Origin of the sequence: Nonomuraea glycinis, assembly GCF_014646515.1 — a bacterium.
Lineage (GTDB): Bacteria > Actinomycetota > Actinomycetes > Streptosporangiales > Streptosporangiaceae > Nonomuraea > Nonomuraea glycinis.
Genome location: NZ_BMNK01000003.1, coordinates 138644 through 151405, shown reverse-complemented (window position 1 = coordinate 151405; position 12762 = coordinate 138644). Strand labels below are relative to the sequence as shown.

At 70.8% G+C, this 12762-nt stretch carries 13 protein-coding genes; 10 read left to right on the top strand and 3 right to left on the bottom strand.

What is annotated here, in order from left to right:
* Positions 1-8: 8 nt before the first annotated feature.
* From IEY87_RS10235 to IEY87_RS10215, 5 genes are read left to right on the top strand one after another with little or no spacing between them, the layout of a single operon-like run.
* Complete coding sequence (locus IEY87_RS10235; protein WP_194511315.1) at positions 9-2945, top strand: sensor histidine kinase; 2937 nt, start codon at positions 9-11, stop codon at positions 2943-2945.
* A gap of 22 nt (positions 2946-2967) precedes the next feature.
* The gene (locus IEY87_RS10230; protein ID WP_189138314.1) at positions 2968-3390 is read left to right on the top strand and encodes a roadblock/LC7 domain-containing protein; all 423 of its coding nucleotides are present in this window, start codon (positions 2968-2970) and stop codon (positions 3388-3390) included.
* A gap of 26 nt (positions 3391-3416) precedes the next feature.
* A complete protein-coding gene (locus IEY87_RS10225) occupies positions 3417-3782 on the top strand; it encodes a DUF742 domain-containing protein (protein WP_189138313.1) in 366 nt (121 codons plus the stop codon).
* A gap of 7 nt (positions 3783-3789) precedes the next feature.
* Positions 3790-4341 carry a GTP-binding protein gene (locus IEY87_RS10220; protein WP_189138890.1) on the top strand — a complete coding sequence of 184 codons (552 nt, stop codon included), beginning with the start codon at positions 3790-3792 and terminating at the stop codon, positions 4339-4341.
* A gap of 58 nt (positions 4342-4399) precedes the next feature.
* Complete coding sequence (locus IEY87_RS10215) at positions 4400-5125, top strand: hypothetical protein (protein ID WP_189138312.1); 726 nt, start codon at positions 4400-4402, stop codon at positions 5123-5125.
* Here IEY87_RS10215 and IEY87_RS10210 read toward each other — a convergent pair.
* The 3 genes from IEY87_RS10210 to IEY87_RS10200 form a co-directional block, all read right to left on the bottom strand.
* Entirely contained in the window at positions 5122-5886 is a 765-nt protein-coding gene (locus IEY87_RS10210) for a TetR/AcrR family transcriptional regulator (RefSeq protein ID WP_189138311.1), read from the bottom strand. The two genes, IEY87_RS10215 and IEY87_RS10210, sit on opposite strands and share 4 nt — an antisense overlap.
* Positions 5887-6008: 122 nt before the next feature.
* On the bottom strand, positions 6009-6776 hold the full coding sequence (locus tag IEY87_RS10205; RefSeq protein WP_189138310.1) for an ABC transporter permease: 768 nt from the start codon (positions 6774-6776) through the stop codon (positions 6009-6011).
* A complete protein-coding gene (locus IEY87_RS10200) occupies positions 6773-7504 on the bottom strand; it encodes an ABC transporter ATP-binding protein (RefSeq protein WP_189138309.1) in 732 nt (243 codons plus the stop codon). Before IEY87_RS10200 ends, IEY87_RS10205 begins: the two co-directional genes overlap by 4 nt.
* A 111-nt stretch (positions 7505-7615) precedes the next feature.
* Here IEY87_RS10200 and IEY87_RS10195 point away from each other — a divergent pair, with 111 nt between their 5' ends.
* The 5 genes from IEY87_RS10195 (at position 7616) to IEY87_RS10175 (ending at position 12735) form a co-directional block, all read left to right on the top strand.
* Positions 7616-8719, top strand: coding sequence for a sensor histidine kinase (locus IEY87_RS10195; RefSeq protein ID WP_225276911.1), 1104 nt, complete (start codon positions 7616-7618; stop codon positions 8717-8719).
* Positions 8716-9354, top strand: a complete 639-nt coding sequence (locus IEY87_RS10190; RefSeq protein ID WP_189138308.1) for a response regulator — start codon at positions 8716-8718, stop codon at positions 9352-9354. Before IEY87_RS10195 ends, IEY87_RS10190 begins: the two co-directional genes overlap by 4 nt.
* A 210-nt stretch (positions 9355-9564) precedes the next feature.
* A complete protein-coding gene (locus tag IEY87_RS10185; RefSeq protein ID WP_189138307.1) occupies positions 9565-10224 on the top strand; it encodes a TetR/AcrR family transcriptional regulator in 660 nt (219 codons plus the stop codon).
* Entirely contained in the window at positions 10217-11140 is a 924-nt protein-coding gene (locus IEY87_RS10180) for an ABC transporter ATP-binding protein (RefSeq protein WP_189138306.1), read from the top strand. Before IEY87_RS10185 ends, IEY87_RS10180 begins: the two co-directional genes overlap by 8 nt.
* On the top strand, positions 11137-12735 hold the full coding sequence (locus tag IEY87_RS10175; protein ID WP_189138305.1) for an ABC transporter permease: 1599 nt from the start codon (positions 11137-11139) through the stop codon (positions 12733-12735). Before IEY87_RS10180 ends, IEY87_RS10175 begins: the two co-directional genes overlap by 4 nt.
* The last annotated feature ends 27 nt before the right edge of the window (positions 12736-12762 follow it).

The window sequence follows — 12762 nt, the reverse complement described above, 5'->3', positions numbered from 1 at the left end:
CGGCGGTTGTGACTACGGGGAGTTCCGACAGCGGCCTCAGCGCCGCGAAGGACCGCGGAAGGCGGTTACTGCCACGGCTGGCGCTGCGCAACTGGCGCGTGCGATGGCGCCTCACGGCGCTCGTCCTGGTGCCCACCATCGCAGGAGTCGTGCTCGGGGGAGCGCGCGTGGTGGCTTCCGTCCAGAGCATCAACGAATACGATCATACCGCCGTCGCCGCCGAGCAGGCAGGCCATATCCGGGATCTCGTACAGGCGCTGGGTTTGGAGCGCGACACCGGCGGCTGGTCCAACGCCGCCAGGAGCCTGCGCAAGAAGCTCGCCGAGCCCTACGCCGAGCGCAAGGCCAACGTCGACCGCCTGGTCAGGACGGTGCGCGCCGACCTGTCGTCGATGGACGAGTCCTACGGCGAACGCGTGCTGCGCGTCGTCCAGCGGGCGCACACCGACCTCAACTCCCTGACCAGGACCAGAGCCGAGGGACAGCGCGACACCACCCGTTACGACACCCTGCTCGACACCCTGCTGCGGCTGCACGAGGAGCTGAGCCTGCTCAGCGACGACTCGCAGATCGTCGGCCAGTTCCGCGCGCTGAACGCGCTGACGCGCGCCGAGGAGCAGGTCTCCCGCCAGCGCGTCCAGCTGCTGCGCGGCCACTACAACTCCGCCAGCGTGGACGCCAAGGAGATCGAGCGGTTCATCGCCTCCAACGCGGCCCAGCGCAGCGAGATCGCCACCATCGCCCAGGAGGCGGGCGCCGAGGTCGGCATGGCCCTGCAGAAGGCCCTGACCATCCCCGAGTACTACAACACCGAGCTGACCAAGTCCCGCGCGATCACGCTGGCCAGCGGCAAGGCTCCCGGTGTCCGCATCCGGTCGAACCTGCTCGCCCAGACCACGCGCGACAAGTCCGCCCCCGACCAGTGGTTCGACGAGAACTCCACCACCATCGACGCCCTGGGCAGCATCGAGAAGAAGCTCAGCGAGCAGGTGGCCCTGCGCAGCCAGGAGCTGCGTGACGCGGAGACCCGCAACGCGTTCGTCACCGCCGGCCTGATCCTCGGCCTGCTGCTGCTCGTGCTGCTGCTCACCGTCGCCATCGCCCGGTCGATGGTCACGCCGCTGCGCCGCTTGCGCACCGAGGCGCTGGAGATCGCCGGGTTCCGGCTGCCGGACGTGGTGCGCAAACTGCGCGTCTCCGGTGACGCCGCGCCCGAGATCCGGCCGATCGCGATCGACGGCGACGACGAGATCGGCGAGGTGGCCAAGGCCTTCGACCAGGTCCACCGCCAGGCGGTACGCCTCGCGGGCGAGGAGGCCGAGCTCCGGGGCAACATCAGCGCCATGTTCGTCAACCTCTCGCGCCGCACCCAGACCCTGGTCGAGCGCCAGATCTCGCTGATCGACGGCCTGGAGAAGGGCGAGCAGGACGGCGGCAGGCTGTCCGACCTGTTCAAGCTCGACCACCTGGCCACCCGTATGCGGCGCAACTCCGAGAACCTCCTGGTCCTCGCCGGGCACGAGCCCACCCGCAGGCGCAGCCAGCCGGCCAAACTGGTCGACGTGGTGCGCGCCGCGCTCTCCGAGGTCGAGGGGTACGAGCGCGTCCAGGTCAAGGTGCACCGGGCCACCTCCGTGCTCGGCAGCGCCGCCAACGACCTGGTGCACCTCGTGGCCGAGCTGGTCGAGAACGCCATCCAGTTCTCGCCGAAGAACTCCCAGGTCGTGGTCTCCAGCAGCCTCATCGAAGGCGGCGGCGCCCTGCTCTCGGTGACTGACGCCGGCATCAGCATGACCCCGGACGAACTGGCCGCGGCCAACCGTCGCCTGGCCGAGCCGCCCGTCGTGGACGTGTCGGTGTCGCGCCGCATGGGCCTGTTCGTGGTGGGCCGGCTGGCGCTGCGCCACGGCATCCGGGTCCAGCTCCGCAAGGGTGACGGCGACGGGCTGATCGCCATGGTGCTGCTGCCGCCGACCCTGATCCAGGACGCCAACCAGCCGCCGCTGCCGCAGCGTCCCGCCGGGTTCGCCGAAGCCGGCGCACCGGCCCCGCAGCGGTCCGCCGCGCCGGTGCAGAACGGCTACCGCTCCTTCGGCACCCTCGACTCCCTCGACCACGGCGCCGGCACCGCCCGCCCCTTCACCGCCGACACCGACGGAGGCGCCTTCAAGTCGCACTCCAGCGACTCCGGCACCTACCCGTCCTACCCGAGCCCCCCGCCGCAGGCCTTCTCACCGCAGAGCCCGCCGCAGCAGCCGCCGGCACCGGGACTGCCCTCGCGTGGCGGTCCGCCGCAGCGCACGCCGTCGCCGTCCTACCCGTCGTCGGACGCGTTCCCCTCGGACGCGTTCCCCTCGGACCCGTTCCCGTCGGATCCCTTCCCGTCCGGTCCCACCCGGACGCCGGGTCCCGAGCGGATCGGCTCCTCCCCGTCGTATCCGAGCGCGGACAACTCCTATCCCACGCCGCCGAGGTACGACACCAACGACGTGCGCAAGCCGGCGCAGCCACCGCCCTCGGTCGAGGTCTCGCCGATGGAGGCCGAGCAGGAGGAGTTCCTGCCGATCTTCGCCTCGGTGGAGTCCGCCTGGTTCCGCAAGCCTCCGGAAGATATAGCACCGGAACCGAACCGGAATGAGCAAACCCCCGCGCAACCCGTACCCTCTGTGGAGGAAACGTGGCGAACCGCTGCGGACGCCGGATGGCGTGCGGCAGCTGCCGCTAGCGATCCGAGCCTCGGCGGCGTCACCGCTGCCGGACTCCCGAAGCGAACGCCCAAGGCCAACCTCGTACCGGGGACGGCCGGTAAGGCGGAGCAGCCGCAGCAGCGGCAGGCTCCGATGCCGCCGGTCTCCGCGACCCGAGTGCGCAGCCGGATGGCGAGTTATCAGCAGGGAGTGCGGCGCGGTCGTGCTGAAGTACGTGAACAGGAGGAACGAGAGTGAGTAAGCGTCCTAGGGAGGGCGAGTGACGACCCTCAGCCATGAGGCACATCGGTTTGACTGGCTGATCACCGACTTCGTGCGGAACACGCCCGGAGTCGCACACGCGGTCGTCGTCTCAGCGGACGGGCTGTGCCTGGCCACCTCCGAGGGCTTCCCACCGGACAGGGCCGACCAGCTCGCCGCGGTTTCCGCGGGGCTGCTGAGCCTCACGGTGGGCGCTTCCCGGGTGTTCGAGGGCGGCGCTGTGTCGCAGACCGTGGTGGAGATGCAGCGCGGGCTGCTCATCGTCATGGCGATCAGCGACGGCTCGGTGCTGACTGTGCTGGCCGGGCCAGACTGTGACATGGGCCTGGTGGCGTACCAGATGACGCTGCTCGTCGACCGGGCAGGCCAAGCCCTGACGCCGTCGCTGCGTGCGGAGTTGCAGGCGGCCAGGACGCGGTGACGCCATGCAGATGATGGGACAGGGCCGTGTACGGCACTAGCGGGGCCGGGGACGACGACGAGCCCCTGTTCCGTCCTTACGCGGTGACCGGCGGCCGTTCAGAGCCGCGCTACCACCTGGCGATGGAGACGCTGATCTCGTCCATGTCCATTCCGGACGACGAGATGGCCCTGCTCACTCCCGAGCAGGATGCGATCATGCAACTCTGCCGCTCGATCCGGTCGGTCGCCGAGATCTCGGCCCTGCTCCGTGTCCCCCTGGGCGTGGCTCGCGTGCTGGTGGCGGATATGTCGGACGAAGGGCTCGTTCGCCTGCACGCGCCACGCCTCGACCAGGGACAGCCAGACCTCAATATGCTCGAAAGGGTGCTCAGTGGACTACGCAGGCTCTAGCGCCGGCCTGACCTCGACGAAGATCGTCGTGGCCGGCGGGTTCGGCGTCGGCAAGACGACGTTCGTGGGAGCGGTGTCCGAAATCTTGCCGCTCACCACGGAAGCGGTGATGACCGACGCGTCCGCGGGCATCGACGACCTCGGTTTGACTCCGAACAAGCAGACGACCACCGTGGCCATGGACTTCGGCCGGCTGTCACTGGATCGCGACCTGATCCTCTACCTGTTCGGGACGCCCGGTCAGCACCGGTTCTGGTTCATGTGGGATGACCTGGTACGCGGCGCCATCGGGGCCGTGGTGCTGCTCGACACCAGGCGGCTGGCCGACAGTTTCCCGGCGATCGACTACTTCGAAGAGGCGAAGCTGCCGTTCGTGGTGGGCATCAACGGCTGGGACGGGCAGTTCGCGCACACCGACGACGAGGTACGGGAGGCGCTGGCCCTCGGTGGGCACGTGCCGATCGTACGGACGGACGCGCGCAGCCGGGACTCGGTCAAGTCGACGCTGATCTCGCTCGTCGAGCACGTCGTCCGACTGCGTGCTGCGCCGGTCAGATAGCAGAAAAGCCGTAAATCCGGCGTGATCACACTACGCTTTCCTTGACAGAAAGGCGTGCATGGTGTGGATCGCAGTGGCGGGAGTCGTAGCCGTCATCGGCGTGATCGTGTGGTCGTTCCGGCGTGACAAGCGCGGCGCCGACGAGCCGGGCGGACGGTCCGGCTGGGACTGGGAGTCCCGGCTGGGCGAGGACGCCCGGGTGGCGTTCATGGAGGGCGTGCGGGCCTGCCAGGACCAGGCGGGCCCGCTCGCCGTCAACGAGGAGCGGGGCCTGCTCCGGATCGTGGATCCGCCCAGGCTCATCTCCCTCTACCTGCTCGCCGACCGGTTCACCGCGCGCGGCCAGGACGGGCTGCACGACCCGCAGGGCGTCGTACGCGAGCTGGTGACCCAGTGCGTCGCCACCGAGCGGCCCGGCGTGCTGCACCTGCGCGCGGACTGGCTGAGCGGCGAGGTCGACGGGATGGGCCGGGCCGGCCTCATGGCCGCCGTAGGCGAGATCGTCTGCCCGGAGGGCGCGTCGTGGTCGGGGGACGAGAGCGCCGGCTGCCTGGAGGTCGCGCTGCCGGCCGCTGCGGGGGAGCACGCCAACACGGCGCTGCTCGACCTGGGGCGGGTCGTCGAACGCTACGAGAAGACGCGCGCCGAACGGCCGACGATGCCCGCCGGGGCGCTGCTGCGTGCCGTGGTGTTCGAGCTGATCAGCGAGGCGGGGCCGGGGCTGGCCTGGACCCGACCTCCCACCGAGCGGCACCGTACGGCCATCCTCGCCGCCGGCGGCTAGCTCGCGCGGCCGCTCACCAGTGCCTCGATGCCGTCCAGGACGCGCTGGAGGCCGAACTCGAAGGCGTGCTCGGCACTGTAGGCGGCGCCCAGCGCCTCGCCCGTGGCCTGGCCGACCCGCGCGGCCGTGGGGAAGCGCTCGACGTCGGCGATCCGGCTGAAGAAGGGCGCGTGCGCCGCCCACCACTGCTCGTCCGACAGCCCGGTCCGGCTCTCCGCCTGCGCGGCCTCGACGGCCCCCCGCGCCGTGCCGTGCACGAACCCGGCGACCAGCGTGATCACCGAGTCCATCTCCACGTCGGTCAGGCCGATCCCGTCGACGGCCCGCAGCTCGTAGTCGTACTTGGCGGTGACGTTCGGGCCGAGCACCGGGCGGCTCGCCGCCACCTGCAGCAGCCACGGGTGGCGCAGGTAGAGCTGCCAGTTCTCCCTGGCGATGACCTCCAGCCGCCCCCGCCACCCACCGGGCACCTCCTCGGGCCTGGCCGTCTCGCCGTACACGGTGTCGAGCATGACGTCGAGCAGTTCCGGTTTGCCGGGCACGTAGGTGTAGAGCGACATCGTCCCCACCCCCAGCCGCTCGGCCACCCGCCGCATGGACAGCGCCTGCAGCCCTTCGGCGTCGGCCACCTCGATGGCCGCCCGTACGATGCGGTCCACGTTGAGGTCGGGCTTGCCCTTGCGGCTGGTGCGCTCGCTGGTCCGCCAGAGCAGCGCGAGACTGCGCGCCGGATCACCCTTGCCGCTGTACTCAATAGTCACAGTTCGAACGGTACACCGTACGGTCGATATCGTTGATCGTACGGTGTACCGGGCAGCGGAGGGGTCATGACCCCTCCGACGCTCAGGACGGGCGGCGGCGGCGGAGTATCAGCGCCTTGCGATCAGTCCCAGCGGAAGAACACCGCGGAGACGACGCCCCCGAGGACGATCGTCGCGGTGAGACCCATCAGGTGGACAGGGTCGATCGCGGCGCCTGCCCAGGCGGCCGACAGGACCTCGACAGTGGCACCGAACGGCAGCAGTTCGCCCACCCTCGCCAGAGGGTCCGGCAGGCCCCCACGGCCACCGAACAGGCCGCCGAGGGCGCCGAAGGCGAAGAAGACGATGAGCCCCATCGCCACGGCCGAGTTCGGGGTCGGCGCGACAGCGGCGACGACCATGCCGACGGCGTACAGCGCCGCCATCGCGAGCAGCACGAGACCGAGCGCCGCCACGGGACGCACCGGGAGGTTGGCGTCGAAGACGAGCACGGCCACGGCGAGCGCCGCTCCGATGCCGATGACCGCCTGGAGCACGCTCACCACCGCCTGAGCGACCAGCACCATGGCCGGCGACGCCGGGGTGACCGAGAGCCGGCGCAGGATCCCGGTACGTCGGTAGTACGCCAGGAAGCTCGGCATGTTGACGATGCCGACGGTGGCCATGACGACGGTGAACACGAGGGGAAGGACGTGGACGTCCAGGACCGTGCGGCCGTTGGCCACGACCTCGTCGCCGGCCGTCGAGGCGCTCATCACGAGGATCAGCATCGGCAGTCCGATGGGGATGACGAGACCGGCCGTGTCGCGGATGACCATCTTGGCCTCGCATCGGATCAGGGTCAGCCATGAGCCCGGCCCTGGACGGCGGACCTCGATCGCGGTGCTCACGAGAGCTCCTTTCCGGAGAGGGTGACGAACGCCTCGTCCAGGTTCGCGGCCCCGGCCCTGGCGACCAGCCCGGCGGGCGTCTCCAGCGCCAGGAGACGACCGCCGTCGAGCAGGGCCACGCGATCGCAGAGCCGCTCCACCTCCTCCATCGCGTGCGTCACCAGCAGGACCGTGACCCGCTCGTCGCGGAGCTGCTCGACCGTGGCCCACATCTGCCGGCGCGCCCGTGGGTCGAGCCCGGTCGTCAGCTCGTCGAGGATCACCACCCGCGGCCGCCCGGCGAGGGCCAGCGCGATGGACAGCCGTTGCTGCTGGCCGCCGGAGAGCCTCTCGAACCGGGTCGTGCGTCGATCGGTCAGCCCGACGAGGTCCAGGAGCTCCTCGGCGGATCTCGGATCCGGGTAGAAGCCGCGGTACAGCCCGACGAGCTCGGCGACCGTCAGCGCGTGGTGGAGATAGGCCTGCTGGAGCTGGACCCCCAGCACCTGGCGGACCTTCGCGCGGTCGTGCCGCGGATCGAGGCCGAGCACACGGACGTGCCCGCTGTCGGGCGCGCGCAGCCCCGCGATCATCTCCACCGTGGTGGTCTTGCCCGCCCCGTTGACACCGAGGACGCCGAGAATGTCGCCCGTGGCGACGCGCAGGCTCACATCCTCGACCGCGACCGCGCCGCCGTAACGTTTGCTGAGATTCTCGGCGACGACCGCCGGAGCATCCGTATCATCCATGCGACGAAGCTAGGCGGACCAGGCAGGCGCTCGCCTGTGCCGGAGGTCATGGACCGCACCCATGACTTTCGGCACCCGAAGCCGGGGCAAAGCCTGGGTTACGGTACTGCCGTGCGTCGACTCGGAGCTGAGGAATGGTCAGGGCTGGCGATGTTCGCCGTGTCGGTCCTGGTCGGTGGCCCGGTCCTGATCGGCGCGGTCGAGGCGGCCATTCCACGAGCGTGGTGGATCGGGCTGTTCGCGGCGCTCGTCGTCGCCGTCATCGTCGTGGTCGACGGGGGCCATCCGCGACGGGTCCGGTATGCGGCGTTCGCGGTCGCGGTCGGAGCCGCCTGGGCGTTGGTGGCGTCCGCGGCGCAGCTGGGCCTCCTGCCGATTTTGCTGGTGGTCGTCGCCGCGGTGAGCGTCCACGCCGTGCCCACGTGGGCCGGCCTCACCGTGGTGGGGCTCAACACCGTGGTGCTCGCCGCTGTCATGGTGCGGACGGAAGCCGACGTCACGGACGTGGTGCTCGCGGCGGGCTTCTACGCGCTCATCCAGGTGGCGACGCTCTTCAGCGCGCTGTCCGTCATACGGGAGCAGCGGATGCGCCGGGAGTTGACCGAGGCGCACGTCGAGCTGCAGGCGGCCGGCGTGCTGCTGTCGGAGTCGGCGCGTACCGCCGAACGGCTCCGGATCTCCCGCGAGCTGCACGATCTCATCGGCCATCAGCTCACCGTGCTGACCCTGGAGCTGGAGGCGGCGCGCCACCGTGACGGGGAGCGGGCCCGGGAGCACGTCGAGCGGGCCGATCGGGTGGCGCGCGACCTGCTGGGCGACGTACGCGCGACCGTCGGTGAGATGCGGACCGAGTTCGCGGACCTTTCGACGATCCTGCGGCAGATCGTGCGCGATCTGCCCGACCTGGAGGTGTCGATCGAGATCGCGCCCGGCGTGCGGGCCGGCGAGGAGCAGACCGCCGCGCTGGTCCGGGCCGTGCAGGAGGTCGTCACCAACACGATCAGGCACGCCGGCGCGCGCGAGCTGTGGATCGACGTCACCTCCGACGGCGACGCCGTCTGCCTGAGCGCCGCCGACGACGGGCACGGCGACGCCGATCCGGTGCTCGGCAACGGGCTGCGCGGACTGGCCGAACGGTTCGAGGCGCTCGGCGGCGACGTGCGCGTTGACGGCCGGAGAGGGTTCCGGGTCACCGCCCGGGTGCCCGCGTCGTGACCCGGGTGGTGGTGGTCGACGATCAGACGCTCGTGCGTCAGGGGATCCGCAGCCTGCTGGAGGTCGCTGAGGTCGAGGTGGTCGGCGAGGCCGACGACGGGCTGGCGGCGCTCGACATCATCATGGTGGCAATGCCGGACGTGATCCTGCTGGATCTGCGGATGCCCCGCTACGACGGGATCTGGACGCTCGAACGCCTCCAGGAGCGCGGCATCGAGACGCCGGTCCTCGTGCTCACGACCTTCAACGACGACGACCTCGTGCTGAAGGCGCTCCGGGCGGGCGCACGCGGCTATCTGCTCAAGGACGTGACCGTGGAGCAGCTGACCGGGGCGGTGCGCACCTTGGCCGACGGCGGCACGCTCATCGCGCCGTCGATCACCGACCGGCTGCTGCGCGCGATCCGCTCCGGCCCGTCGCCGGCCGCCGCCGCGACTGCGCAAGAGCTCACCGAGCGTGAGCTGGAAGTGATGCGGCTCGTCGCCGAGGGATACAGCAACCGCGAGATCGCCGGGGCGTTGTTCCTGGCCGAGGGCACGGTGAAGAACCACGTGTCGACGATTCTGCTCAAGCTCGACGCACGAGACCGCACCAACGCCGTGCTGCGCGCCTTGCACGAAGGCATCCTGCGCTGACGCCAGGCCCGGTGGAGGTCGACGGGCTCCGGTGTGAGGGTGTTGCCGAGGACGAGGTCGAGAGCAGTGCGGGACCGCGCCGGGCCGCCTTTGTCACTGCGCTCACCGGTCACCGATCGTACGGCGGGATCCTGCATTGCCTACAGACTATACGGTTGGATAGCATGTAATTCAGTTGAGTAATTATCTGTACGATTGGACAACGGGAACGTGACGACGCCAACACCCGATCCTGAGGACCTCACCGCTCGCGCCCGGATCCGAGACGCGGCCCTGCGGCTCTTCGGGGAGCACGGATTCGAGGCGGCGACGACCCGGCGGATCGCCGACACCGCGGGAGTGTCCCCGGGGTTGGTGCGCCACCACTTCGGATCCAAGCAGGCGTTGCGCCAGGCGTGCGACGCCCACCTGATCAAGCTGATCACCAGGATCAACGAGCAGGTCGCCACCGACACGACCGCCGGCGGGGTGAACTACGTCGGGGCCTCTCTGGCGGCCCTCGGGCCCTACCAGCGATACCTGTCGCGCGCCCTGACCGAGGGATGGGCCGAGCCGGTGTTCGACGCGATGGTCCAGATGAGCGAGCAGTGGCTCGCCGAGCTCGACGAGCGCCGTCCCGATCCGCCCTTCGTCGACCGCAAGGCCAGGGCGACGGTGGGCACGGCGATGGCCCTGGCCGTCGGGATTCTTCACGAGCACGTGTCCCGAGGGCTGGGCGTCGACGTGTCCACCGAGGAAGGCGCCGACCGGCTCGCACTGGCCCTGCTCGATCTCTACTCCCACCCCTGGCTCAGCCCGGACGAGGCCGCCGCGTATCGCGACGCCCTGGAAAACGCCCGGCGTTCAACCGAGGAGCACGCTGATGAGTGACGCGATATCGGTAACCGGCCTGGTCAAATCGTTCGGCGCCACCCGCGCGCTGGACGGCCTCGACCTCGTCGTGGGCACCGGAGAGGTGCACGGCTTCCTGGGGCCCAACGGCGCCGGCAAGAGCACCACGATCCGGATCCTGCTCGGCATGCTGCGCGCGGACGCCGGCACCGCCCGGCTGCTCGGCGGCGATCCGTGGGCCGACGCGACCGAGCTGCACCGCAGGCTGGCCTACGTGCCCGGCGACGTCACCCTGTGGCCCCAGCTGTCCGGCGGCGAGGTGATCGACCTGCTCGGACGGCTGCGCGGCGGGCTCGACCAGCGGCGCCGCGCCGAGCTGCTGGAGCGCTTCGACCTGGACCCCCGCAAGAAGAGCCGTACCTACTCCAAGGGCAACCGGCAGAAGGTCGCCCTGATCGCCGCGCTGGCCTCCGACGCCGAGCTGCTCATCCTCGACGAGCCCACATCCGGCCTGGACCCCCTGATGGAGGAGGTCTTCCGCGAGACGGTGAGTCAGGAGCAGCGCCGCGGAGACCGGACCGTGCTGCTGTCCAGCCACATCCTGTCCGAGGTGGAAGCCCTGTGCGACCGGGTGACCATCATCAAGGACGGCCGTACGGTGGAGAGCGGCACCCTGGCCGACCTGCGTCATCTCACCCGTACCTCCATCCAGGCCGACCTGGCGGCGCCGGCGGACGGACTGGCCGCACTGCCCGGCGTGCACGACCTGCGCGCCGAGGGCAGCCAGGTGCGGTTCGACGTCGACACCGCAGCCCTGGACACGGTGCTGAGGCACCTCACCGACGCCGGTGTACGCGGCCTCGTCAGCCGGCCCGCCACCCTTGAGGAACTGTTCCTGCGCCACTACGACCGCACCGGCGCGAGCGACGCGCCGCACGCGGGAGCGGCCCGATGACCGCGCTCACCGGCACCGGCCACCTGGTCCGCCTGGCGCTGCGCCGCGAACGGGCCATCGCCCCCTGGTGGATCCTGCTGAACGTGAGCCTGGGCCTGGTCATGGTCGCGTACGTCAACAGGAACATGGGCACCTACGAGCTGAAAGTCGCCTACGTCGACCTCATCCGAGGCAACGCCTTCTTCCAGGGGCTCGGCGGCGGATTCGCCGAACCGCGGCTGGAGGTGCTCGCCACGTGGCGCAGCGGCGGTTTCCTCTACCTCGCGAGCGCGTTCGCGGCCGTCATGTCCATCATCCGGCACACCCGTGCGGAAGAGGACACCGGCCGTAGCGAGCTGGTCCGCTCGGCCGTGGTGAGCCGCCAGGCCCAGCTGACCGCCGCGGTGCTGGTGGCGGCCGGGATCAGCCTGGTCTGCGGCCTTTCAACGGCCGTCGTGCTGATCGGGATCGGGCTCGAACCGATCGGGACGCTCGCCTACGGGGCCGCCGTCACGGTGGCGGGCTGGGTCTTCGCCGGCGTCGCCGCCGTCGCCGCCCAACTGGCACGCGACGCCCGTACGGCCACCACGATCGGCCTGACCGTGCTCGCCCTGTCGTACGTGATGCGCTACGCCGGTGACGCGAGCGCGCAGTACTGGCTGAAGAACCTGTCCCCGCTCGGCTGGAGCCATCTGGTGCGGGCCTACCAGGACGAGCAGTGGTGGCTGCTCGGCGTCTCGCTTCTGGCGGCCGCCGTCCTGCTCGCCGTCGCCTACCGCCTGCTCGGCCGCCGCGACCTGGGTGCCGGGTCGTTGCCCGAACGCCTTGGGCGCGCGACGGCCCCGAACCTACGCGGCCCGATCAGCCTGGCCTGGCGGCTGCACCGGGGCCTGCTGGTGAAATGGGCTGCCGGGGTCGCGTTCTTCGCCGCGGCGGCCGCCGCCTTGAGCCCGCTGGGCCGGGACCTGCTCTCGCGGCCGAGCATCGTGGTCGACAACATCACCAAGAGCCTCGGCGTGCCCGCCGACGCGACGCTCGGCGCCTACTCGTGGTACATGATCCTGATCCTTGCGTACGCCATCGCCGTCTACCCGTTGCTCATGGTTCTGCGGCTGCGCGCGGAGGAGACGTCGGGCCGCGCGGAGGCCGTACAGGCCACCCCTGTGACCCGGCTCCGGTGGGCGGCCGGGCACCTGGTCGTGACCGGGCTCGGCACCGTGACGTTGCTGGCCGTCGCCGGGCTCGTGTTCGGCACGCTGTACTCGGTGCTGGTGGGCGACCTCGCCACCGACCTGCCCCGCTTCCTGGCCGGGGCGCTGGGCGCCGTACCGGCCGCCTGGTGCGTGGGGGCGGTGTGCGTGCTCGCGTACGCGCTGCTGCCGAGGGCGAGCGCGGCGATCTCCTTGGCGGTCTGGACCCTGACCGTCGCGCTCGGTCAGATCGCCGGCCCCCTGTACGGGCTGTGGGGCGGCAGCCCCCTGGAGCCGTTCCACTACATCCCCAACGCCTTCGCCGGGCCGCCCCTGACCGCCGGTCCCGCCCTGGCCTTGGTCACCGTCACGGCGGGGCTCCTCGTCGCAGCCCTGCCGGCCCTTCGCCATCGCGACTTCGGATAGGACCACCGGAACGCCTCACGACGCGGC